The sequence below is a fragment of the Stieleria maiorica genome (assembly GCF_008035925.1).
GTDB classification, from domain to species: Bacteria; Planctomycetota; Planctomycetia; order Pirellulales; family Pirellulaceae; genus Stieleria; species Stieleria maiorica.
The window spans coordinates 2,070,467-2,095,836 of the sequence record NZ_CP036264.1 but is presented as its reverse complement, the minus strand read 5'-3'; the positions used below and the strand labels follow the sequence as shown (position 1 = coordinate 2,095,836).

Below are 25,370 nucleotides of genomic sequence, written 5' to 3'. Positions count from 1 at the left end.
GGGCGGCTAAAGCCTGGACACCAGCGCATGTTGGTGTTTAGCCTTCAGGCGACTCCTCTCGCTGCGAAGCAGCGACCCCGGGCGGCTAAAGCCTGGACACCAGCGCATGTTGGTGTTTAGCCTTTAGGCGACTCCTCTCGCTGCGAAGCAGCGACCCCGGGCGGCTAAAGCCTGGACACCAGCGCATGTTGGTGTTTAGCCTTTAGGCGACTCCTCTCGCTGCGAAGCAGCGACCCCGGGCGGCTAAAGCCTGGACACCAGCGCATGTTGGTGTTTAGCCTTTAGGCGACTCCTCTCGCTGCGAAGCAGCGACCCCGGGCGGCTAAAGCCTGGACACCAGCGCGCTCCCGTTCGCTCGGTGCCTTCCCCCTTTTCGTCGCAGCGCCGGGGGGCATGGAACAGCGGATTACGAGTGAATCTTGGCGGTCCATGCGGCGGACCGCGGCGGGGCCGGGTACATTAGGGGTTAGGGAAGCCAACGCCCTAGTCGTGCAAGCAGCCTGGGACGAACTCGATGCAGCAGGTTCGGCCAAGTGGCTGCGGACGACTCTCATCGATGATTTTGACGCATGCCGGAGGCCCCATGTTCACCCACGAAAACCAGTCGCGACGGTCCGACAACGCCGCGGAGTCTCCCCCACAAGCCTCGGTCGCTGAGCCATCGGATCGGCATGCCTCTGCTGCGGCGAGCCATCACCACACCGTTCATCCGGATGTCGCCCGCGATCTGCTGGAGAAAATCGAAACGGTGCGGTCGCGTCTGCAAAGTGTGATCCGCGGCAAGTCCGACGTCATCGATTCGGTGCTGACGTGCATCTTGGCCGAAGGCTCGGTGTTGGTCGAAGATGTCCCGGGGGTGGGAAAAACGACGCTTGCCAAATCCATCGCTGCCTTGATCGACTTGGAATTTCAGCGGATCCAATGCACGCCCGACCTGTTGCCGTCGGACATCTTGGGCAGTGCCATCTTTCAACCCACCAGCGGTGAGTTTCACTTTCGTCGCGGGCCGATCTTTTGCAACTTGTTGATCGCCGATGAAATCAACCGCGCCTCACCGCGGACCCAGAGCGCGCTGTTGGAAGCGATGGCGGAATCCCAAGTCACGATCGATTCGACGCAGTACCGGTTGGCCAAACCGTTTGTCGTCATCGCCACACAGAACCCGACGGGTTTCGAAGGGACCTATCCGCTGCCCGAATCCCAGCTCGACCGATTCTTGTTCCGTTTGTCGATGGATTATCCGGACCAGGAAAGTGAGATCGAGTTGTTGCTCGACCAGGCGTCTCATGATCCGTCCAGCGAGTTGACGCCGGTGATGCACCGTGATGATCTGGCGACGCTGCAGCGATTGGTGCGCGAGGTCACGGTGGATCGAAAGGTCGTTCGATATTTGGTCGCGTTGGTCAATGCGACGCGTCACGACAGTCGATTGCGGGTCGGATGCAGCCCCCGCGGATCGAAGATGTTGTTGCGTGCCGCTCAAGCCCGCGCGGTGCTGGACCAGCGTGATTATGTGTTGCCCGATGACATCCAGGAAGTTGCCGTGGCCGTGCTCGCGCACCGTGTCTCGATGCGATCGGTTTCGACGTCCTGGAGTGATGCCGCGGCGGTGATCGACGAACTGATGCGACAGACGGAGGTGGTGGTTTGAGTTTGGACGCGTCGGTCGAGCCATCGACACCCTCCGGCCAGGGCTCGCCCCCCTTTGGCCAGGCACCGCCTTTCTCAAACCAGGGCCCGTCGGTCCCAGATTCTGGCGGCGGTTTGTCGTCGCGGCCGGGCAACGGCGTGGGGGATCGCGCCGACACGCCGGTCGGTTTCGGGAGGCGATGGATTCGGCGTGGATTTTATTTTCTCGGTCTTGTACTGACCGCCCCGATTCGGAGTTATCTGTCGCTTCGACGCAGCATGACCGTCGCTTCAGTCTCGGTTCTGTTGGCCGCGTTCATGACGCTCAACGTGATTTGGGGGTTCCCCTGGAACGGCATGATGGGGGCCTGCATGGCGCTGCTGGTCGTCGGGCTGGCGATCAATCGGATCATGTGTCCGCGGTTAAAGCTGAGTATCGCACTGCCTCGATCGGCCGTCGCGGGCCAGCCGTTTTCGGTCAACGTCCACCTGACCAATGTCCGCAAACTTCCCGCGCTGAATCTGCGTGTGGGCTGGCACCGTGAAGGGGTGCGTGACATTTATCCCAAACGCAATGCCATGTCGTGGGACGCGTCCGAACCGGTGTCGTTGGACCTGTTGCGTAGCGGTGATCAGATGCAGTGGCACGGTGCGATGCGGTTCCACGCTCGTGGCATCCACGACCTACCGGACTTTCAGGTCGCATCCACCTTCCCGTTTCATCTGTTCTATTGTCGCAAAGGTGTGTCGACCGAGACCCAAATCGCGATCACGCCGGCGCCGGCCAGCGACGACGATGACCCGACCTCGCGTGCGATGTTGGCGGCGATCGGTGATTGGTCCCAAAAACTGGTCGCCGGTGCGCCGGTGGAATACGTCGGCAACCGAGAGTACGAGGTCGGCGTTCCGGTTCGGCGCTGGGACTTTGCCTCCTGGGCACGGCTGGGGCGGCCGATCGTTCGCGAATACCAGTCGCCTTCGATTCAAACGGTGACGTTGATCGTCGACACCTCGCAGCGAGACGGTGACGAACGTTCCACGTCCCGCGGCGCGGCCCGACAGCAGCGGCGGGAAGCGGAGGAGTGGTTTGAACGATTGATGTCGATCTCCGCCACGGCGATTGCGGAAATCACCCACCGGCGCGTGCAATTGAACCTCTGTGTGACCGACCAACCGGTCGTCGACCGCCCGATGCGTGGCGGGGCGAGTTCGAGCGAAGGGGCCGAGAGCATGTTGGTCCGTTTGGCCGCCGCCCAACCGGTCGATCCGGTCGTCGGCGAAGCGCGCATTCTGGAAGCGATCCAATCCAGCCGATCGCAACCGACGCTGATCTTTTCCATGTTCGATCTCGGTGATCAGGATCGCACCAGTTTGGCCAACACCTTGCCGGGACACGTGACGTACATGACGATTCGAGCGCCGCGGCCGAGCGAGCGGTGGGAGTCGACCGGAGAGAGCGATGAACGATAAACCGATGCATCGACGAAGTGCGTTGATCGAGGCGGATCAGGTGAACGATTCGGCGGCCCGGTTTTGGCTGCTGCCGGGGCTGTTGCTGGTCCAAGCGATCTTCGTCGGATCGGCATTCGAAACGCTGACGACCACCCTGGGCGCGATGTGTTTCAGCTTGCTGGTGGTGGGGATCTTTTTGCAGGGATTTGGAAAACGCAAACCCGCCACGGCAATGCTGTCGGCCCCGAAAAGCCCGCGCGATTCGTCGACCTTCCAGGCGGTCAACGCGACCGACCTGGCGCGCCCCGAAGTCTCGTCCGAGGCCCCCGACCGCTACCGGTTGTTGCGCAAGATCGTGTTGGTTCCGACGTTGTTGATCGTCAGTGGATTGGGTGTGTCGTTGCGGATCGTGCACCACATGTCGGGCAACTTGAACCCGATCGCGATGGTCGTCGACTGCGTTTCCCACATGGCGTTTCTGGTCATGGCAACGCTGTGGGTGTTTTATCCGCGGCGGGGACACCCGGCCATGCTCGGTTGCGGGTTGCTGTTGGTTCTGACGACGGTGACCGGCGGCGGTGTCAGCCAGACGATCACCGGCCAGTTGGTCGCCGCGTTGGCAACCGTGATCGGATTTGCATTCGCGGCGGACCACATTTTGCGACGCTGGCAGACGCATTCCTGGCGGAAGGGACGCCAACGATTGCAACACCGATCCTCCAAGGTGAAACCCCGGCAACGATCGGCGCCGCTGCCCCGATCGACGGTTTCGATTTCCGGCGATGTTGACCAGACGGCTTCGGGGCGCAGTGCACTGATCTATTCGGTGTTGGCCCTTTCGATCTTGTTGATGTCGACCAGTGCCGCCGGGCACGTGGCCAACCGCATTGTTCCGGGATTGCAACTGGACTTTTTCGATCGGCTTTCGCAATCGCTCGAAGCGGTGACTGCCAACACCATCATCGGCGGATCCCGCTACGTCCGTGGCAGCAAGTTGGGATCGGTCCGAAAACATATGATCGGCGATCCCGGGCAGACGGCGGTGCGCGCGTTTTCGGTCACCGCCCCCGGGTACCTGCGTGGCACGGCGTTCGACCGTTACCGCGATGGCGCTTGGACCGCGGCCACGCCACGCAACTTCCGGCGGGGAACCGACATGACGCCGATCCTGCCGCGGGTTGCCAAGATCGAATCGCCGGGGAAAACGCCGCTTGAAATCAACAGCAGTACCAGCTTGGATCGATTTCAGGTCCGCAAGAATCCAGGTGCAGACCTGGTCGGGACGATTGAGGTTCATAACGTCCCGCTGAAAGGGCGCATCGTCTTTACCGCGCTGTCGACCGACTGGATCGAAGCGGCGACGTCCGGGGCAACCCTGTCACACCACGACATGGTGCTCAGCGGCGTGGACTCGCGCGAGCCCTACGTGTTGGGGATCAGCACCGATACGCCGCGAGAAGTTCTCGATCCGATCCGACGCGAAATCTTGCTGTACTTGCCCGATCGATTGCGTGCCTCCATCGCCCCCCTGGCTCAATCGGTCTGTGCCGGTCGTTTGACGGCGCCGGCCAAGGCCCGTGCGATCGAGGACTTCTTTCAGGACAACTACCGCTACTCGTTGAAGGACGTGGAGACCCCCTCGGATACCGATCCCATCGATTACTTCTTGAGTTCCCGGCATCCGGCGCACTGTGAGTTTTTCGCCAGCGCCGCGGCCGTCTTGCTGCGCGCCCAGGGTGTCCCGACGCGCTACGTGACCGGTTACGTCGTCACCGAACGCAGCGAAGGGGACGATTATTGGTTGGCCCGGAATCGCGACGCCCACGCGTGGGTCGAAGCATACGACGAGATCACCGAGCGTTGGTTCCCGGTCGAAGCGACGGTGGGCCGGACGTATCGGACGTTGATGACCGAAGCGGACTTGATCAACACCGCAGGTGGGGCGTCCGCCAGTTCGCTGGATCTGGAGGAGGACCAATCGCTGCTGGGTTTGATCATCGGGCGACTGTTGTCCTTTCGCGCGACCGACTCGTTGACCGTCGTGTTTCGGATCGCACAGTTTCCCCTGTTTTGCATCCTGGTGGCATTGCTGTGGATTCGCCAGCGACAAAAACAACGCGCCGGCAGTGACCCGATGGAATTCCAGAGTCGACACATGCTGCATCAGGTCGACCGCAAGGTTCGCCGCCACGCTTTGATTCGCCAACCGACCGAAACCTTGCATCAATTCGCCGCCCGGGTGGAAGCCGCCGCGGGCGAGCGCAGCGATGTGGCGAGCTTCTTGATCGGGGCTGCATCCTGGTATCGGTCCTACGCCGCAGCTCGCTATCGCGGGTTGATGCCGACGCCCATGGATGGAGCGGGCCGTTGAACGAGCGTTGGGACTGCAAACAAGTCGACGCGCAGACGATTCGGTTTCGCGTCCGGGTGACGCCGAAAGCCAAACAGGCCACCGTGGGCGGCACCCACGACGGTGCGTTGAAGGTCGCCGTCACCGAAGCCCCCGAAAATGGGAAAGCGAATCAGGCAGTGGTCAAAGCGATCGCAAAACAACTTTCGATCAGCAGAAGCAGCGTCGCGATCGTCTCCGGCCAGACCTCGCGGGTGAAATCAGTCGAGGTTCACGGCGTCTCGGCGGACCAGGCGACCGAGCGGCTCGGGGTCTGAACCGGCACGACCGGCACGACCGGCCAGATTCGCGAGCCCGCACAGTTTCTCTTGCCCGTTCTTGCTCCCTAAACCGGCGCCTTTGCCTAATCGGCGTGCTAGGTTTTTCTGGCCCAGCGTTCAGCACACTTCCAGCGAGAACCATCGTCAAGCTAACCGTCACATCAGCCGCGACTTTGCTCGCCGGCCGTGGCGGTCGCAACGCATCGCACGGGGCCAGATGGTTCGACTGTTTCCCAAGGAATTCAACGCATGCCTTCTTCGAAAGCCGACACGTCTCGAAGCACTGAAAGCCGCAACGCATCTTCGAAAAGCAATTCAAACGACACCGCGGGCGATGCCAACGAGCAGATCGTCACGCTCGATCGCCGACGCCCAGGCGCCGAACGCCGCGGCGGCGATCCCGGTGCATTGGATGTCGGCGTGATGAAAAACCCGCGACGCAAAAAACAACGTCGCCGACACATCGATCCGACCACCTGCGAACGAGATTATTCGGATCCCGAGATCGAATTCATGCGTGCGATGGATGACTACAAACGCAAGAGCGGTCGCATGTTTCCGACCTGCAGCGAGGTCCTGGAAGTGGTCCGCGACCTCGGCTACTTTCGGCTGACCGAACAGCAAATCGATCAGCTGGGCCTGGGAGACATCGACGACGAGGCCGACGCGATCGACGCTGAACAAGATGAGTGTGACGAAGCCGAGGCAGACGCCTAGACGGCTGATTCGAGCAAGCAAACAAGGGCATCCGGCTTTGGGGCAAAGCCGGGTGCCTTTTTTTTTGCCCGTCGGCAGCAAGTTGAGAGGTGGAACCTTCAATCCAGCAAGTCGCCTTCCCTTCCGGCATTGGTGTCTACACAACCTACAATGGCTCCCTTCTCCCCCGGCTTTGCGCACAGAGAAGGGCTGGGGATGAGGGGGCCAGCGGCTCGGAAACTGGTCGGAGGTTCGGCCCCTCACCCCCAACCTGGCCTGATGAAAAGTACGTGGCGTCGAAAACTGGTGAACCGGCAACGATTGAAAATTGCAAAATGAACAATGCAAATTGCGAAATGATTTGAGCGACGATTCCCGGCAAATTTGAATTTTGCAATGAACAGTTTGCAATTTGCAATCGAGGGATCCAGCAGAATCGCTGAACGTCCCCGAACCTGCCCAACGTTCCAAGTTCCATTGATTTTCGCCAGCTCACCCCCACCCCCTCTCCCCAAAACAGATCGCGGTCATCATCACTGGGCGATCAAAGTCGATTGCGCGATCTGTTTTAGGGAGAGAGGGGAGCCATGTCCTAGATTGGGAGCCGGCTTGTGTAGACACCAATGCTCTCTGGGAGAGTCGCGGAGGAGTGAGCGACGACGCGGGGAGGGGTGATCCACATTTGACGCGATCGGCGGACGAACGCTTGCCCGGCGATTCACCGTTCGACCTCCCCTCGCTGCGCTCGACCCTCCTGCCAAGGAGGGTGTTTTCCAAAAACCGCACGACCTCTACCAGGGAGGGTTAATTCTTAACTTAATGCCAATGTCTTTTTTTAACGTCCCCGAGCCTTTATACCCGCATTGAGCGTCTCGATGATCTCGTCGACGTCATAGACGCAACCGCCCCACGCTCCACCGCCGACCTGTTGCAGCGCCGCCCACAGTCGGGTGTCGTCGGGCATGTCCGATTCCACCGCCAGCTCGGGATGCGGCGAGCGTTCGTCCAGAAGCACCGCGGCGGGCATCCCGTCGGCCGATTCGATCAGCTCGACGCGACCATCCAGTGTGTTTCGGTCGATTTCGATTTCGATCACATCACCATCGCGAACCTTGGCGATCGGACCGCCGGCGAGCGCTTCGGGCCCCACGTGGCCGACGCACGCGCCCGTGCTGACGCCCGAGAATCGGGCGTCGGTGACCAAGGCGACGTCTTTGCCGAACGACAGGTATTTCAGTGCGGACGTGATTTGATAGGTTTCTTCCATCCCGCAACCGAGCGGACCGCGTCCGATCAGCACCATGATGTCACCGGCGACGATCGGCTGGCCCCGTTGGCCCTTGACCGCCGCGATCGCATCCCGCTCGCTGGTGAAGACCCGCGCGGGACCACGTTTGCGATAGACGCCGTCGTCATCGATCACGCTGGGGTCGATGGAAGTCGCTTTGATCACCGAGCCTTCCGGACAGAGGTTGCCGACGGGGAAGCTGACGGTGGGGGTCAGCCCTTTGGCGGCCGCCTTTTCGGGCGGCACGATCACGTCATCCGGGTCCACCCCGTCGGACTGGGCAAGCCGGTCGCGACAGAACGCCCTGCGATCGCTGGTTCGCCATTGATCCAGGATTTCGTCCCAGGTCATTCCGGCAACGGTCCGCGCAGACGATTTCAGCAACCCCAATTCGCGCAAGTGCCAGGCGACTTCGGGCACGCCACCGGCCAAGAAAAATCGAATCGTCGGGTGCCCCATCGGGCCGTTGGGCAAGCAGTCGACAAAGCGGGGAACGGAGCGATTGATTCGGCGGAACGTTTCCGCGTCGGGTCGCGTCAGCCCCGCCGCGGCAGCGATGGCAGGGATGTGCAGCAGCAGATTGGTGCTGCCGCCGACGGCCGCGTGAATCAACATCGCGTTGTAGAGCGCATCGTCAGTCAAGATCTCGCCCAGCGTGGCTCCGGCGGCGACCAACTCCATCGCTACGTCGGCTGAATCACGCGCCATTTGGGTCCAAATAGGACCACCGCTGGGGCCAAGGGCGGCGTGGGGAACGGTCATCCCCAGCGCTTCGGCAACGACTTGGCTGGTCGCCGCAGTTCCCAGGAATTGACAGCCCCCGCCGGGTGTGCCGCACGCACGGCAGCCTTCCAGCGACGCCTGTTCCAACGAGATTTCCCCTTTGGAATAACGCGCGCCGATCGATTGGACCTTGCCCGCGTCTTCCCCCACGGTCGCCGGCAGGGTCACACCGCCGGGGACCAGCACGCTGGGCAACGCCCGGGCGCCGGCCAAGGCCATCATCATCGCCGGCAGCCCCTTGTCACAGGTCGCGATCCCGATCACCGCTTTGCGTTGCGGCAGCGAACGGATCAGTCGTCGAAACACGATCGCCGCGTCGTTGCGGTACGGCAACGAATCGAACATCCCACGCGTCCCCTGGCTGCGACCGTCACAGGGGTCGCTGCAATAGGCCGAAAAGGGGACGGCGCCCCGCGCGGTCAGTTGCTCGGCGGCGGCACGCACCAACAAGCCGATTTCCCAGTGTCCGGTGTGGTACCCCAGCGCCAACGGCGTCCCGTCGTTCTCTCGCAGTCCGCCTTGCGTGCTGAGGATCAAGTATTGGTCGCCCAACACGCGGCGAGGGTCAAATCCCATGCCGACGCTTTGCGTCAACCCGAACAGGTCACCCGAGGACCATGTCCGCAGAATCTCGTCGGTCAGCGGCAGTGTTCCGGAGGGCCCAGCGGCGTGGGTGACAAGCGAATCAGGATCGGGCGGAGTGTCGAAAAAAGAGGGCACGGTGTCGGATGCAGGGAATCAGAGGTGAAAGAAAACGTTGAAACGGCGGCCCGCAATATAACAAGCTTGCTGATCGGGCTGGATGCGTGTCGGCGGCGGGGGGCTGCCCTGTATCACGACCCTCGATTGCCCTCGTTCCAAGGCTCCGCCTTGGATCGCACTGCAGGTGTGGCTCCCGCCACACGCCGCGGGCAACCGGAGGCGGAGCCTCCGAGGGCGGATGCTGGGGAAAATAGGACCAATGGGACATAGAGGACACATGGGACCGAGGGTGATCGGGGACGCTGGCGTCCTCTCAGTCACATCGGTCCCATTCGTCCTCTCTCCACCACCCGCCCAGTCGCCACCGCACTCCCAACTCCCAACTCCCAACTCCCAACTCCCAACTCCCAACTCCCAACTCCCAACTCCCAACTTGAAACAAAAAAAGCGGCGTGACCACCCAGGCCACGCCGCTTTCGCAATTCAATTCTCTCGATCGAGAACCGTTACCGGTTCGGATCGAACCCGGTTTGGGCGAACTCTTCTTCTTCTTGGATGATGATCCGTGGGGTGACCATCAACATCAGGCTCGATGCATCGCGGCCGACGGCGACGTTTCGGAACAGTCGGCTGATGTAGGGGATCTTGCTGAGCATCGGGACACCGCGTTCGGAGCGTCCTTCGCTGAGTCGTTTGATCCCACCGAGCAGAATCGTTCCACCATCGGGCACGCTGACCGTGGTGCTGACCTGCGTGAACGCAAAGGTCGGCAATTGGACGGTCGAACCGGAGATGATGTCTTCTTCCTCTTCGGTATCAACCGCGTCGTCATCGTTGACCACGCCGTCACCGTTGGTGTCCTCTTCAGCCCGGCTGCTGCTTCGGGTGGTTCGTGAACCTTCGAAGGTGAAGGTGTCGACGTCACCGATTTGGCTGAAGAAGGGCACCAGGGTCAGACGCACGAACCGTTTGTCGTCGCTGACGATCCCTTGCACGTTCAACTGGGTGCCTTCGTTCAGGACCACGATCACGGGCTGTTGGGCGACCGCGAAGTCACCGACAACGGGCGTGATACTGGTCACGAAGGGCCGCTGGCTTTGGTCAGAGATCGTTGCGATCTGGCCGTCGAACAGCGTCACCTTGGGAGCCTGCATCACGTTCGTCCGGTCATCGCCCTGTGCGGCTTGCAGGAAGAAGAACGCTTCGATGTCGCTGAGGATGGCGAAACCGATCGAGGACAGGGCTCCGGGGTCGGGGGCACCGAAGGCCGGGACGACACCGAAGGATCCGTTGTTGAATTGAATGTCCAGGTCGGCGGTCGGCAAATTGGTCAGTCCGTTCCACCCGACGGTCACACTCGGTCCGCTGTCGTCATCGGGCAGCGTCGTGACGTTGTCATCAAACTGCACGTTGAAGTCGACACCGATCTGTTCGAAGAACGTGTCGGACAACGTGATGAATCGAACTTCGATCGTGATCTGCAGGTTTTGCAGCGAACGCAGCGACTCGATCAGATCGACGATCTGGTCGTGAACATCGCTGGTCGTGCTGATGATCAGACTGAGGTTCTGGGGATACGGAGCCATGGTGCTGTTACCACCAAGCGCTTCCCAGGTGTCCGGAACGACGGTCGTTTCGATCAGGTTCATCAGCGAATCAAAGTCGGCGAATGAACCGCCACCACCGCTGCCGTTGGGCGGGTTCTGGGGACCAAAACCGCCTTGGGCGCCGCCGGGGGCGTACTGGCCCAACATGTTCGGCGACATCTTGCTCGGCTGCAGGGCGTTGGCCTGGCGCGAGGCAAGGTCGGTCATCCGAACGGGCATCATTTGCACGTCCATCCGCGGGTTGGTCATTTGGTAGGCGGCACGCAGTGCCCCTGCCAAACCGTCTTCGTAGCTGGACGTGAAGTTCGGGATCGGGGTCACCAAGTCGGCGACCTTGTAGACCCGCGTGATCACGTTGGCTCGCTTGGCTTCGGCACTGGTGATTTGCAGCACCTCGTTCTTTATCTCGTAACCCAAGTCCAGCGGCTCGAGAATCAAGTTCAATGCGCTCTTGAGTTCGATCTGGTTTTGCAGTTCCAGCGTGACCGGCGTATCGATCTGAACGCGAACGGCTTCCATCGCCCGTTGGTTCATCACGATCGGCATTCCGGTGATCGTCTTCAGGTCTTCGATGACCTCGACCAGCGGACGATTACGGTACTGGACGTTGACCGGGGTGCTGAGCTGTTGTTTCAGCTTTTGCTCTTGAACGGTGCCGTACAGCGAACCGGTGTCACGAGAGCGACGCAGGGTCAATTCGTGCCAGGATTGCGGATCACGTCCGAACGTCATCGGCTGATTGGGATCCAATCCGTCGCTGATCGAAGCGGAGCGTTCGACGTCTTCCAAGCCTTCGTAAACCAGTTCTTCTTTGCCGGCTTGGATATCCCGCATGATTTGGTCGCGGGTTGCAAATCGGCTTTTGTGGAACATGGTCGTTGCGATCGTCGATCCCGGTTTCAGTTCGCCGACCTGTTTGGCAACGACCTCGGCTTCGGAAAATCGACGTTCGCGGATCAAGTCGTTGAACGTGTTGACCAGTTCGGAAATCTCTTCATCGATCTGGGCTTCGCGAGCGGCATCGGTGGCCATCTCGGTGCGGACCGCATCGTTCTGCAGTTCCAATTCGATCGACGCGCGATTGGCTTCGACGTATTGCTTTTGCTTTTCCAATTCACGGTCGACCAATCGGGCCAGTGTGCGTTTACTGGTCTCATCGACGTTGGAGCCGTCGACACGGCGTCGCAATCGGTTCAGGCTGTCCAGCGCGTCCAGCGGCGCCGACTCTCGGATCTCTGCAGCACTGGCGATTTCCGCGGTGATCTCTCGATACAGCCGCTGAGTCATTTCGCGAGTTTCGGCGTCGGCTTGATCGATCGCCGAAAGCTGGGGATCGGCTTGGGTTCGCGGCAGCCGTGCCGGTTGCAGCAACGTCAGCTTGTCCTTGAGCCCGCTGCGGGTTGCCAAGTCCAGTTGATCTTCGTATTTCCACGCTTCGACGAAGCGTTTGCGGGCGGTTTCTTGATCGCCGGCTTGAAGCGCTTGCAATCCGGCTTCGTAAAGCTGGTTCGGATCGGCACCGGGTTCTCCCGGCTGGCCTTGCGGCAGCGGTGGGATCGGTGCGCCGAGTGCTTGGACTTGGGCGACGGCGCCGCCGCCCATCTGATTCGGCCCGGCATCGGGTCCGGCGTTGAACAGCATCTGTTGGATGAATCCGGCTTCGTCGCTACCGAGTTCCTGTTGTCCGCCTGCCAAGGCGATTTGCGAATCCAGCGTGCCGGCTCGCTTGGCGGCCGATTCGGCATCCAGGACGAATTGCCAGACGCGGGGTTCACCTTGGGCGAACGCCGACTCGGGGACATTAAGCGATTGAGCTTGGCGAGCCAGTCGCAGCGCGGTGGCGGTGTCGCCCTGATCCAGCGTCGCTCGACCGACGGCGATCAACCGCAACGCTTCGCGTTTGGCGGCCGACGCGTCGGATGCTTGCGGCGCCGGCATCGTGGCCGTCGGCATGCCGGCCAAAGGCGCCGCGGGGTTCCCGAATGCCATCGGTGTCGGCGCGGCCGCCGGAACGTTCAGCAGATCGGCATCGATGCCGGCGATCTGCAAATCGACTCGCAGCCGTGCCAGATCGGCGCTGACATTCGGGTCGGTTTTTGGGGCGGCCGAAGCTTGGCGGAAGGCGTTGACGGCCGTTTCGAATTGACCGCCGGCCATCGCCGCGCGAGCTTGTTGGACAAGCTGTTTCGCGCTCGCGGCAGTGCGTCCCGCGGTCGCCTGAGGCACCTTGTAACCGGCCGGCAGGGCCGCGGTGTTACCTTGTGCGTAGGAAGGAGCGGCAGCGGTTGCCGCACCCGATTTGTCGTTGGATGGCAGGCTCATGCCTGGCATCGGTAGCTGGGCAGAGACGCTGGACGCCCCCACAAGCCACGCCATTACGGCGCCGCCCCATCGATTGCGATTGAGGCCGAAAAGTTTTTCGTGGCGTTTCAACGCGACACTCCTTCTTCGCGGTGAGACTTCGTTGGATACACATGGAGTTTCCGCCTACGTTCACGAAAACCCATTGTCGCTTTTAGCCCCACGGCACGTCTGTCCAACCAATGCGGACCGACCCATCGCGAGTCCCGAACGACGACGGACCGCGTCTGGCCGCCATGATCCGGGCCCGACCCTTGACCGACCGAAGTGGGCGGAAGTGCCGGGAGCTAATGGACTCGGAGCCGGGGATACGCTGTTTTCGAGTGCCCTGTCAAGCTCGGCCGAGCCCGGTTTTTGGCTTTTTTTCGAATTGAAACCCGCCTCGGCACAGGAAATGCCAGACTTGAGTCAAAGCCGACAAAAAGATCACCCCGATGCGTCAATCTGGGGTGTCTAGATAAGGATCCTGGCCGATTTCACGCTGCATCTTCTTGCGTTCCTTTTCGTGATGCAGCAACACCATGCGGTCGCGAAAGTGTTTCTTTTCCACTTTACGTTGGGCGCGGCGGAAAAGTTTGGCGTAGGAGTCGACCGAACTGGTCAGTCGCTCGCCGCGGGCCTTTAGCTTTTCCGCCTTGTCCGGTCCCAGGCCACCTTTCAGGATGTCGTCGTCCAGCGACAGGTACTGGCGATACGACCCCGGGTCGCCCTGGCGTCCACAGCGACCGATCAACTGGCGGTCGATCCGTGCGGCGTCGTGTAATTCGGTGCAGATCACGTGCATCCCGCCCAGGTCGACGATTTCGTCGCTGAGTTTGATGTCGGTACCGCGTCCGGCCATGTTGGTCGCGACGGTGACCCGCCCATGCTGTCCCGCGTCGGCAACAATTTCCGCTTCCATGGCGACGTTATTGGCATTGAGCACCTGGTGCTCGATGCCGATCGCTTGAAGCATCCGCGACAAGATTTCGCTTTTGTCGATCGATCGGGTTCCGATCAATACCGGCCGTCCGGTCTCGTGGATCGTTTTGACTTCGTCCACGATCGCTTTGAATTTGGAGTCCATGGAACCGAACACCCGATCGGCCAGACGTTTTCGCTGGGGCGGACGGTTGGTCGGGACTCGCAACACGGGCGTGCGATAGATCCGCCGGAGCTCGCGTGCGCTGGTCGCGGCGGTTCCGGTCATTCCCGCCAGATGGTTGTACCTGAGGAACAGGTCTTGAACGGTGATGCGGGCGGCTTGGCCGGTCGGAACGCTGATTTCCAGATTTTCTTTGGCTTCGATCGCTTGGTGGATCCCGTCGCGCCACTTGCGCCCTTCGGCCAATCGGCCGGTGAATTCGTCGACGATGACGATTTCGTCGACGCCTTTATCGCCGGGGCGGACGACGTACTGGCGGTCGAGCAGGAATTCGCGAAAGACCTTGATCGCCCGTTCGGTGTACTCGTACAGATCGACCAGCCCCATCGTGCGAACGAGATTGCTCTTGGGCAGCGCACGGACCTTTTGCCGGCCACGTGCGGTCAATTCGTACTGCTTGGTGTCGTCGTCGATCGTGAAGTGTTCATCCAGTTCGTATTCGGAGGCGTGTTCGGACGCCCAACGATAGGTTTCGACGATTTGGTCGCGGACGGTATCCTCGATGCTTCCGATGATCAGCGGCGTCCGGGCTTCATCGATCAGGATACTGTCCGCTTCGTCGACCAGGCAGAAGTGCATCCCGCGCATGACCGGTTTGTCGCCGGAGTCGGAGAAACCGCCGCCACCATCGCCCAGCATTTCGGTCTGGATCCGGTTTTGGGCTCGCAGCAGCAAACGATCGCGCAAGAAATCAAAACCGAACTCTTTGGCCGTGCCGTAGGTGACGGCCGACCCATAGGATTTCCGCCGCGATCCTTGGTCGTCCGGCGTCTGGATGATGCCGACGCTGACGCCCAGCATGGTGTAGATCGGTGTCATCCACTCGGCGTCCCGTTTGGCCAAGTAGTCGTTGACCGTGGCCAGATGGGCGCCTTTGCCGACCAGGGAATGCAGATACAACGGCAGCGTTGCGGTCAGGGTTTTCCCCTCCCCGGTCTGCATCTCGGCGATGTGGCTTTCAAACAGCGAGATGCCGCCGATCATTTGCACGTCATAGTGCCGCATGCCAAGGGCGCGGCGCCCGGCTTCGCGGACAAGCGCGTAGGCCTCGGGAAGCAGCTTGCCCAATTTTTCGCCGGCCATCGCCCGATAACGCAGTGCCAGGGAACGTTTGCGAAGGTCGCTGTCCGATTCCGGTTTCAGCGTCGGTTCCAGTTCACCGATTTCGGCCAGCATCCGCTTCCAACGCACCATTTTGGGGTGAAAGCCGCCGCCGGAGAAGATCGACATCGACTTGGTGCCGACCGTTTGAAACCGCTCGGGAGCGATCGTCGCCGGCGGCGCCCCGCCGGCAGGGCTGGGCGAGGTGTCGGCGGGGATGATCTCGGTCGGTTGGACGACCTTACGTTCGGCCGCCTCTGCCGAGGGAGTCGGATCCGCCGGCGGCGTCGGAGTGGGTTGGCTGCCGGGGGCAGTGTCGACCGGTGCCGTGCCGGAGGCGGTGTCGGCTTCCGCATCGCTGTTTCGATCGACGTCGGCGTCGGCTTGCTCCGTCGCGCGAGTTTGCTCTGCCGCCGGGGGCTGGACGATCGTCTGGCCGCTTTTCGCCGGAGGCACGATGGGCGGGTCCGCCGAATCGATCGAATCGGGCTGTCGTCCTGATCGCACGTCGTCTCGGCCGGTGTCTTGGTCGGTCATCAAGCTGTTGGGGGGACCAATTTTCAAAAAGTTTCTGGCAAAAGCAGCGTGCGAGGGAGCCTCGGGAGCGCCATTCTACCGCTCAAAACGCCGTTTTTCCCACACTTTGGAAAGAGCAGGCAGTTTGAGTGTTGAAGTTGGGAGGGATGCGCCGACTTTAAGCAGCGTAAGGGACGTTCTCGATCTAACGCTCGTTTTCGTCGATCGTCTTATACCAGTCATTCCAGTAATCCCGGACTGCGCGAGACTACCAAAATGAAGAAGAACTTCCGAGGCATGACCCTGGCAGCGCTGTTGCTGTCCGCCTCAGCGTCGGCCCAGGCTGACAACAATCAGTATGTACCCGCCAATGATTCACCACAAGCATTCGTCGGCGATGTCGCCCCCGATGCCCCGGTCCACGTTGGCTCCCATTACCGTTCGCCCGTCGCACCGATCAGCAACTATGCTCCGGTGACCGTCGGCGACCTGCAACCGGCCGGATTCATTGAAGGCGGGTTGAGAGGTTCACGCGGCGGATGTGACAGCTGTGACAGCCCCGGTTGTGACGGCATCGGTTGCGACAGCATGTGTGGCGGCAAATCTGGCGGCCTGGGCAGTCTGTTGAACCTGTGTGGTAAAGACGGTTGGATGCGTGCCGAGGGGATGTTGATGTTCCACGCCGAGCGACAAGCTCCGCCGTTGGTGACCTCGGCTGCCCCTGGGGTGTTTCCCGTCTTGCCGGCAGCGACCATTGAATTCGGCGACGACCTGGATGGTGGACTGTCCGGCGGTGTTCGCACCGACATCGGACGCTACCTGACCGACAGCTTCGGCGTCGGTGGTCGGTTCCTGTGGGTCAGCGAGAACGGCGACGACTACTCCGCCAGCGGTGACCAGACCGATCCCAATGCCCGATCGCTCGGCCGCCCTTACTACTTCGTGCCCCGTTTCAATCCCGGTACGGCGCAAGAAGACTCGGTGATCATCAGCCAACAGAACCTGTTCTCGGGGAATGTCCAAGCGGAATACGCCACGGACTTCTTCATGGCCGATGGTTACGCCCGCATGACGTTCTGCCATAACAAGGCGTCGCGACTGGAATTCATCGCCGGTTACACCTATGCCGAACTGGAAGACATGATCTCGATCACCAGTTTTCGTCAGGACGAAGACACCGGTCGCAACCCGAACTTGGCTGCCACGGAATTCTCCAGTCTGTACGACACCGAGAACCGGTTCAACGGTGGACAACTCGGTTTCGAATCCACTGTGTCTCGCGGACGTTGGACGGCACGTGCGTTGACCAAGGTGCACTTGGGGAACATGGAACAAACGGTTCGCAAAATCGGCACAACGACCGACTATCTGCTGAACAACGTTGTTTCGACTCAGAACTCCAGCATCCTGATCAACGACGAACAGGGAACCGAGACCCAAGACGTGTTCACGTTCATTCCCGAGATGGACTTCACGATCGGGTACCGTTTCCGCGACCATGTCTCGTTCACCGTCGGATACACGTTCTTGTACTTTGACAACGTGGCGATGGCGGGCGACCAAATCGATCGCAATCGCGACACCGGCAACATCGGTGCCAACGTGACGCCCGTGTCCTATGACATCGTCGAAGGCAGCCACTGGGTGCAAGGCATCAGCCTGGGTGCGTCGGTCGATTACTAAGGCGAGCGGAAATCTTCATCGGCCGGTTGGAAGCTCTTGGCGTCATCCGGGATCACAGACGAATCTTCGCAAACCGAACCGATTGAACCGTCAAACGAAAACGCGTGGTCGAAATGGCCACGCGTTTTTTTTGATTCTGCGGTGGTTCAAAATCTTTCGATCACAAACTGAGCCGTAGGCGCTAGCCTCGGGCCTTACAACTCTTAAAGGGCAACCCAAGGCCCGCGGCTAGCGCCGTCGGCTCATAAGGGTAGGTGCCATTGGGCTGGCGTTAAACGGCTGATCCCGATAGCGGAATCGAAAACGGTAAAACTCTGCGAACGAAACCGCGAACGAATCGTTACTCTCCTCTTCTCCAAGCCCTGCCACATCGGCGAGAATCAGGGAAGCGATGGCAGAATGATGGGGGCATCCGGCGTTCGACGACTCGCCGCGTGATGAATCCGGGGAATTGAACTGCATCAACCGACCGATCATTTCAACGAGCACCTTCAAGCATGCATTCTTCGAAAATTGTCTTGGGTTTGTGGCCGATCGCCGGCATCACCACGATCGGCGTGACCGACCGCGACGCGCGGGCGACCCTGCGGGCCGCGATCGACGCCGGCATCACGTCCTTCGACACCGCGTACAGCTACGGGTACGACGGCCAGAGCGATCGTTTGCTCGGGGAGTTCGTCCGTGAGGACCGCGATCGTTTCAACGTCATGGGCAAGGTCGGCCAACGTTGGACCGATGACCGCGAACGCATCGTCGACGGTTCGCCCCGACAGTTGACCTTGGATGCCGAAGAGTCTTTGCGGCGGATGGGGATCGATGCGATGGACACGCTGTTCCTGCATTCCCCCGATCCCAATGTCGCGTTGGAAGAATCCGCCGCGGCGATGCAGCGTTTGCAAGCCCGTGGGCTGTGCAAACGCATCGGGATCTGTAATGCGACGGCCGAGCAAATCGATCAGTTCGCGCGTCATGTCTCCGCCGAAGCGATCCAGTGCCCGCTGAACCTGGTGCAACGTGAAACCCTGTCCGCGTTGATCGGGCCGGCTCAGGCGGCCGGCCGTGACGTGTACGTGTTCTGGACGCTGATGAAGGGATTGCTGGCGGGAAAGATCACCCGCGATCACGTCTTCCCCGAGGGCGATAGCCGGCCAGGGTATGCGATCTTTCAAGGCGAAACGCGGCGTCGGATTCACGACGCGGTCGATCGGCTGCGAGACTTGGGGCGTCAGATCGATCAAACCGTCGCACAGCTTGCCATCGGCTGGGCGATTTCTCAAAGTGGTGTGACCGCCGCACTGGTCGGGGCGCGTCGCGAAGAACAGATTCGGGAATTGGCCGGGGCGCGCGAGATGCCGCCGGAGACACTCGCCGCGGTGGAGCAGATCGTCGACGAGTGCGGGTGTCGCGCGTAGCTTGGATTTGCGATTGCGTGGCGACGCCGCACGGGGGACGAAAGCCGTTGAAGGCCTGTGGATTATTCCGATCACACGTAGGATCAGCCGTTACGCGCGAGCGTACGGGCCTCCAACACCAAGAAAACGCACCGGCGCCCGTAGGCTCGCGCCAAACGGCTGATTCAATCAACAAGCCGTTGGCGACTTCCGCTGCGGGGTTGGGCTCACTTTAATTCTTCGAACGCATCGTCGCCGAGTGCTTCGACCTCTCCGCCACCGAAGTCATCCTCCAGCACCGCTTCGTCGACGCCTTCACCTTCGGCCGCTTCGTCGATCTCCTCGCCCTCCTCCGCTTTGGCGGCTCGACCGCCGGGCGACATTTTCGCGGCGACCGGAACGGCGACGATCACGGCCACCATCAGGACGGCCCAAAAACTGAAGTACAGCATGACAGGAATAAAACGAAGTGGAGTGGTGGTTCTCGATGCGGGTCTAGTTTAGCTCGAACCGCCGGCGGGTGAAAATTTATTCGGTCGGCTCGGGGTCGATTCCCAGATCCAGCCGATCGCGGCCGGAAAACACGGCTTCAAACAGACTGATCGCTTCGGCGTTGGAGGATTTGATGTCCGAGTAGGCGGCTTTGAGTTGCCGTTTCGCTTCGTCGACACGCAGCTTGTTACCGGTCTGTTGAGCGGCCTGAACCCGGCGGGCCAACGCGATCAGCCGGTACTTCCGATCCGTGGTTGTGTCGTTGAGGATTTCGACCAGCGTGGCCTCGGCTTCGGCCGTGCGATTCTGTTCCAGATACAGCCGTGCCAGTTGCAGTTTGGCCTTGCTGACATACGCTTGCATGACGGCGCTGTCGCCGGGCGGAAAGTAGGTCTCGATCGCTTTCCAGGCCTGAACGTCGTCACGCTCGGCGGCTTCCAAGTACTGCTCTTCGACCGATCCCCGGCGGGGAACCTGATCGGGCCGCAGCAAGTCCGCCACCGAGGGGCGTTGCACCTGGGAGGCCGCGGCAACCCCTAGACCGATTGCCAACAGGGGGACCAGACTGAGCGCGAGTGCCCGTTTGCGGCCCCGGGCCCGTTTGCGTTTTTGTTCATCAGCGACGCGTTGCAGACGCGCCGTCGCGGTCGCCGCACCGGCCAAGCGACGCGTGTTGCTCTGCTGGGTGGCATCGTCCCCGGTCAACGCATCGAGCAACTCGCCGGGCGACTGAAATCGCTCGGCCGGATCCTTGCGCAACAATTTGGCAATGATCGCGATCAACCATTCCGGGACATCCTTGTCGCCGCGGACACGGTCCAGCGGTTTGGGCGTTTCGTTGACATGGGAAAACGCCAGCGCCAACGGATCATCGGCCTCGAACGGCGGCCGCCCGGCCAACAGGTGGTACATCGTCACGCCCAGCGAGTACAAGTCGCTGCGTGGATCCACCGGCAGCCCCTGGACTTGCTCCGGGCTCATGTAACGCGGCGTCCCCAAGGTCAGCCCCGCCTGGGTCAGGTCGGCGCGACTGCCATCGGCATCGTTGCCCCATCGGGCCAGTCCGAAGTCGGCGACCTTCACCGAACCCGACTTGGACCACATGATGTTTTCGGGTTTGATGTCCCGATGGGTGATGCCTTCGATCGCCGCCGCATCGAGGGCCGAGGCGACGCCGTACAGGATCTCGATCGCCTGCTCCGGATCGACCGCCCCGTTGCGTTCGACGTATTCGCGAAGATTTTGTCCAGAGATTAGCTCCTGAGCGATGTAGTGCCGCGAAACATCCTCGCCGACTTCGTAGATTTGCACGATGTTGGAGTGATTCAACTTGGCCGCCGCTTTGGCTTCGCGGCGGAACCGTGTGATGTAATCGCGGTCGCGAGCCAGGTCGGGGCGCAACACTTTGATGGCCACGTCGCGGTCGAGTGCCATGTCACGCGCGGCGTAAACGTCCGCCATCCCGCCGCGTCCCAGGCGGCTGAGGATCAGGTAGCCGGCCAGCCGGGATCCGACCAGACTGGCCGTCGACAGCGGGATCGTCGGAGCGTCTCGCGTCGCCGCTGCCGCGTGATTCGTTCCGTCGCCTGCCTTGAAATTACCGTCCCCGGAATTCCCCCCCCCGGGATTACCGTCCCCGGAATTACCGGACGTTGCCCCGGGTTCCGATCCGCCCGATGGCTGCTGCTCGGACCGATTGGGCGTCTCGCCTGCCGTCGGAGATGAGGGCGTGTGGCGGGAGTTTTCGTCGGGTGAATCACTGTCACGTGAATCGCTGTCAGGTGAATCACCGTGCGCCGTCTTATTCATGAAGTCTCTCGAAGTCGCGGTCGGAGTGGTCCGCTCGTTGGGATCGGGTGGGGTGGGATCGCGTGGCGTCCTGATTTACGCCACCGTGTCGGTCGGACCGCCCAGGGAGACGAGTTGCCGATTCATGCTGCCACTGGCAAAGCCTTGCAGGTCCAAAGTGACATAGCGGAAACCGATTTCGGTCAACCGCTGCGACAACTTGGTACGCACCGGGGCGTCGGCGAGTTTGCTGATCTGGTCAGCCGGCACTTCGATGCGTGCCAACCCGCCCTCGTGATAGCGGACGCGTACGTTTGCCAATCCCATCGCACGCAGCAGCTCTTCGGCCTGTTCCACCTGGCCCAATCGCTCCGGCGTGACACGGACGCCATACGCGATTCGGCTGGCCAAGCAAGGCGAAGCGGGCAAGGATGCGTTGGGCAATCCGAAGTGCCGCGCCAACGCCCGCACGCCGGATTTATCGATCCCCAATTCCGCCAACGGTTTCAACACCCCCGCGCGGTCGCCGGCGGCGATGCCCGGTCGATAGTCCCCCAAATCGTCGGCATTGGTGCCCGACACGATCGTTGCGGAATCCAAGTCCGGACTTTGGCACAAGCGGTCGAGCGTCTGGTAAAGCGTGCTCTTGCAGTGAAAACAGCGAGACGCGTCATTGACGCTGTACTGCGGCAACGACACCTCGTCGGTCTCGATCAATCGATGGTCGGCGCCCAAATGTGTGGCGATCGATTCGGCCAATTCGATTTGCCAGCGAGCCACACTGGGCGAGACCGCCGTGACCGCCGTGACCGAATCGGCCGCACTGGCGAGTGCGGCGGCCAACACCACGCTGCTGTCCACGCCGCCGGAGAACGCCACCGCGATCACACCGCGGCCCCGGAACCACTCAATCAACTCTGCAGCCCGCGATTCCACCGGCATCGATTCCAGTTCCGACTGCGCAGTCGGACGGGAACTCACCGCGGATCCGAGTGACAGGTCGGCTCGCTGGGAAGTGGATGAATCGATCGTCATACGGTGTTCGTCATGCAACGTTAGATTGGAAGGTGACTCGAACAAAAAAGCCTGCGTCGAGTTTCCGATTCCCCAGATCGTTCAGCGTTAAACGTCCTTGGTCGACCAACGAATCGAACTGACGGACCGGAACGGCAAGCTTTTCCGACAGCGTTGCCCTTAAATAGTCTACCACGTCGGAGGCCGCGACTTGCGGTGAATGGCCGGTGATCAGCAGCCGAAATCCGCTCGGCGACAGCAGCGACAGACAATCATCGACCAGCGGCCAGAGGTCACGCTCCAGCCTCCATGCTTTGCCCGAAGGCCCGTGTCCGTAGGCGGGGGGATCCATCACAATCGTGTGGTACCGGTTGCCGCGGCGGACCTCGCGGGCGACAAATTTGGCCGCGTCATCGACCAGGTAACGGATCGGGTGCTCGGCCAATCCGTTCAGCCCGGCGACCGTTCGCGCCGACGCGACGTTGGGTTTTGCAGCATCCACGTGGGCGACCTTCATCCCCTCGAGCGCCATCGCGATCGAGCTTGCGCCGGTGTAGGCGAACAGGTTCAACCCACTCGCCTGGCCGCCGGCTTTGGGGGCGGTCTCACGCAGCCAACGCCAATTGGGCAGCTGTTCGGGGAACACGCCGACGTGTCCGAACGGCGTCGGGGCGATCGGCATTCGGATCCCCGCAAACTCGACCTGCAGGTCGTCGCTCCACGCAGTGTGATGTGTCCAACGACGGCGCTGCGGGTCAAACCTGGAATCGACGTCCTTCCACAGATCAGGTCGCTGTTTCCGGCGATCGTCGGCTGCCGGACAGGGACGGTCCAGCAGCCGACCGCCGAACGATTCCAGCTTGCGACCTTGGCCAAAATCCAGCAACCGATAGCCCGGTCCGTGGGATCGTTCATTCACCGTGTTACTCATCGCCCCAAGGGTGAACTCTTACCGATCCCGTGTAAAGGAGACTACAATAGCGAGTCCCTCCCCATAGCCCTTTACGCCCACCGAGTCCGTGATGCCCACCGAACATCGTCCCCGATTTGTCTCGCTTCTGATCGCCGCGATCGCTGCCGGTTCGTTCAGCCTCGTTTCGCTCCACGCCGAGACCTTGTCCGCCCAAGACCCCGATCCGTGGGAACAGAAGAAGGCCGAGCGATTTAAACCGCTGACCGAGAACGACAAGCGTCAAATCGAAGCCGCCGTCCCAGCCGAGCCGGCAGCCAAACCTGCGGCCAAACGTCGTGTTCTAGTTTTCTATCGGTGCGAAGGCTTCATCCACACCTCGATCCCACATGCCAACCAATGTGTCCGCGTGATGGGGGAAAAGTCGAAAGCGTTCGAGGCCGATTTCGCCGACACCTATGACGTGTTCCAGGCCGAGAATTTGGCCAAGTATGACGCCATCTTGCTGAACAACACCACCCACATGCAGTTTCCCGAACCGTCACAGCGCGATGCCTTCATGGACTTCATCATCGGCGGCAAAGGGCTGATCGGTTTCCACGCGGCCAGCGACAACTTCAGCCGGCACCCCGACTGTCTGGCGATCGTCGGCGGCACCTTCGCCGGCCACCCCTGGGGCGCCGGAGGGAAGTGGGCGTTCAAGTTGGATGACCCCGGCCATGTGCTCAACGCCGCCTTCGGTCGATCAGGGTTCTGGCACACCGATGAAATCTACCAGTACAAACCGGAATCGTATGTCGGCACGAAGGTTTTGCGAGTGTTGGTCAGTCTGGATATGAGCAAGGAAGCCGTTTCCAGCCGCATCAACGACGGTCCTCGCGAGGTCCCCGTCTCCTGGGTCCGCAAGGCGGGTGACGGCCGCGTGTTCTACACCAATTTTGGTCACCGCGAAGACACGTTCGCCAATTCCGCGATCGTCAAACACATGCTCGATGGCATCCAATACGCACTCGGGGATTTACCCGCCGACGCGACTCCCACCGACGAAATGGAAAACCTGCAACCTGCGCCAGCCCCCGCTGCACGATAAACCCAGGTCCCACTTCAAGGCCGGCTGCCACCCACCAGCATGGCGTCATAGTTCATTCAATTCACATCAAACCCGCTGCACTGCTTCGCCGAATCTTCACCTCCGGTCCCTATGCTCACGACTACATGACTCGTGTTGGAATCGTCGCAACGGATTCGGCAGCAGCGCCTTGTTTAATATCACTCTCCTTCAGACCAACGGTTCGCGAAAGGGCACTCGATATCACCTTGAAACCTCCCCCTTTCTGATCGGCCGTGGCGATGAGTGTGACGTGACGTTTTCGTCGCGATCGGTCAGCCGGAAACATTGCAGCATCGTGTTTGATGACGCCAACGTTTGGGTCCAGGACCTGAACAGTCGCAATGGAACTGTCGTCGGAGGCGATCCGCTCGCGCCCGACGTTCCCCGACAACTGTCCCATCACGACAGGCTTCGGATCGGTAAGTACACCTTTCGTATCTCGATCCGCGACCGGCAGACCAGGAAACCCCATCGCTTCGGGCCGGTCGACCTTTCGACACTTTCCGGACCTGGCATCGTGCCGCAGGACCGGGCCAAAGGGGCAGCCCAGCTGCTGAGCGAATTGGACGAACTCGCCGCGCGGCTTGATCGCCCGAGCGACGGCAAACCCCGCCCGGCCGACAGGGCAATCCAAGCCCGCCCGGGGACCGAACCCGAGCGTGACGTCACGTCTGCCACGTCCGCGAGTTCACCAGCCGACAAGCTGCGTGATGACGCTTCCACTCAGTCGGGCGATGCTGATGAATCCGACGAGTCGACCAAAGTGACGATGGCGGACGAGCCGCGGGCCAAGGCATCCGACGACGAACCGTCGACTGACACCAAGAAGATCCCGCCACACTTGCGCCCCAAGGGGCCCAAAGATTCCCAGAGCGCCGCCTCGGCTGCGCTGCGAAACCTGTTTGTGCGGTAGGCGATCGCTTTTCTGGTGTACGATGGCCCTTCCGGGCCGTCGCCCGTGGGGCTCTGCACGACGACGTAGAAAGGACGACCTAGAAAGGACGTCGTTCCCCCCTCCACCGACCGCCTCTT

16 protein-coding genes are annotated in these 25,370 nt (G+C 61.2%); 9 read left to right on the top strand and 7 right to left on the bottom strand.

Annotated elements, in window-relative coordinates:
* The first annotated feature begins 556 nt into the window (after window positions 1–556).
* The 5 genes from Mal15_RS07080 to Mal15_RS07060 all read left to right on the top strand — a co-directional run bounded on the left by Mal15_RS07080 (window position 557) and on the right by Mal15_RS07060 (window position 6,468).
* Entirely contained in the window at window positions 557–1,651 is a 1,095-nt protein-coding gene (locus Mal15_RS07080; protein ID WP_233903325.1) for an AAA family ATPase, read from the top strand.
* 257 nt (window positions 1,652–1,908) lie between these two features.
* Entirely contained in the window at window positions 1,909–3,099 is a 1,191-nt protein-coding gene (locus Mal15_RS07075) for a DUF58 domain-containing protein (RefSeq protein ID WP_147867115.1), read from the top strand.
* Window positions 3,089–5,452, top strand: coding sequence for a transglutaminase-like domain-containing protein (locus Mal15_RS07070; RefSeq protein WP_147867114.1), 2,364 nt, complete (start codon window positions 3,089–3,091; stop codon window positions 5,450–5,452). Before Mal15_RS07075 ends, Mal15_RS07070 begins: the two co-directional genes overlap by 11 nt.
* The gene (locus Mal15_RS07065; protein WP_199773814.1) at window positions 5,449–5,748 is read left to right on the top strand and encodes a DUF167 domain-containing protein; all 300 of its coding nucleotides are present in this window, start codon (window positions 5,449–5,451) and stop codon (window positions 5,746–5,748) included. Before Mal15_RS07070 ends, Mal15_RS07065 begins: the two co-directional genes overlap by 4 nt.
* 252 nt (window positions 5,749–6,000) lie before the next feature.
* Window positions 6,001–6,468 (top strand): hypothetical protein, encoded by a 468-nt coding sequence (locus tag Mal15_RS07060; RefSeq protein ID WP_147867113.1) that lies wholly within the window; start codon window positions 6,001–6,003, stop codon window positions 6,466–6,468.
* Between the two features lie 814 nt (window positions 6,469–7,282).
* On the opposite strand, the gene Mal15_RS07055 is transcribed toward Mal15_RS07060, so the two are convergent.
* The 3 genes from Mal15_RS07055 to Mal15_RS07045 form a co-directional block, all read right to left on the bottom strand.
* Window positions 7,283–9,238, bottom strand: a complete 1,956-nt coding sequence (locus Mal15_RS07055; protein ID WP_147867112.1) for a YjhG/YagF family D-xylonate dehydratase — start codon at window positions 9,236–9,238, stop codon at window positions 7,283–7,285.
* 488 nt (window positions 9,239–9,726) lie between these two features.
* Complete coding sequence (locus tag Mal15_RS07050) at window positions 9,727–13,149, bottom strand: general secretion pathway protein GspD (RefSeq protein WP_233903324.1); 3,423 nt, start codon at window positions 13,147–13,149, stop codon at window positions 9,727–9,729.
* Window positions 13,150–13,627: 478 nt separating this feature from the next.
* Window positions 13,628–15,562 carry a preprotein translocase subunit SecA gene (locus Mal15_RS07045; protein ID WP_147871884.1) on the bottom strand — a complete coding sequence of 645 codons (1,935 nt, stop codon included), beginning with the start codon at window positions 15,560–15,562 and terminating at the stop codon, window positions 13,628–13,630.
* A 663-nt stretch (window positions 15,563–16,225) separates the two neighbouring features.
* Here Mal15_RS07045 and Mal15_RS07040 point away from each other — a divergent pair.
* Together Mal15_RS07040 and Mal15_RS07035 are read left to right on the top strand one after the other, a co-directional pair.
* Entirely contained in the window at window positions 16,226–17,632 is a 1,407-nt protein-coding gene (locus Mal15_RS07040) for a BBP7 family outer membrane beta-barrel protein (protein ID WP_147867111.1), read from the top strand.
* A gap of 497 nt (window positions 17,633–18,129) precedes the next feature.
* Window positions 18,130–19,044 carry an aldo/keto reductase gene (locus Mal15_RS07035; protein WP_147867110.1) on the top strand — a complete coding sequence of 305 codons (915 nt, stop codon included), beginning with the start codon at window positions 18,130–18,132 and terminating at the stop codon, window positions 19,042–19,044.
* Between the two features lie 206 nt (window positions 19,045–19,250).
* On the opposite strand, the gene Mal15_RS07030 is transcribed toward Mal15_RS07035, so the two are convergent.
* From Mal15_RS07030 to Mal15_RS07015, 4 genes are all read right to left on the bottom strand, one after another.
* Entirely contained in the window at window positions 19,251–19,475 is a 225-nt protein-coding gene (locus Mal15_RS07030; protein WP_147867109.1) for a hypothetical protein, read from the bottom strand.
* A gap of 76 nt (window positions 19,476–19,551) precedes the next feature.
* A complete protein-coding gene (locus Mal15_RS07025; protein ID WP_147867108.1) occupies window positions 19,552–21,324 on the bottom strand; it encodes a protein kinase domain-containing protein in 1,773 nt (590 codons plus the stop codon).
* 75 nt (window positions 21,325–21,399) lie between these two features.
* Window positions 21,400–22,338 carry an ATP-dependent sacrificial sulfur transferase LarE gene (larE, locus tag Mal15_RS07020; RefSeq protein ID WP_233903323.1) on the bottom strand — a complete coding sequence of 313 codons (939 nt, stop codon included), beginning with the start codon at window positions 22,336–22,338 and terminating at the stop codon, window positions 21,400–21,402.
* Window positions 22,339–22,348: 10 nt separating this feature from the next.
* Entirely contained in the window at window positions 22,349–23,236 is an 888-nt protein-coding gene (locus Mal15_RS07015; protein WP_233903322.1) for a class I SAM-dependent methyltransferase, read from the bottom strand.
* A gap of 103 nt (window positions 23,237–23,339) precedes the next feature.
* Here Mal15_RS07015 and Mal15_RS07010 point away from each other — a divergent pair, with 103 nt between their 5' ends.
* Entirely contained in the window at window positions 23,340–24,317 is a 978-nt protein-coding gene (locus tag Mal15_RS07010; protein WP_147867106.1) for a ThuA domain-containing protein, read from the top strand.
* Window positions 24,318–24,486: 169 nt separating this feature from the next.
* Complete coding sequence (locus tag Mal15_RS07005) at window positions 24,487–25,251, top strand: FHA domain-containing protein (protein WP_167546663.1); 765 nt, start codon at window positions 24,487–24,489, stop codon at window positions 25,249–25,251.
* Window positions 25,252–25,370: the final 119 nt, after the last annotated feature.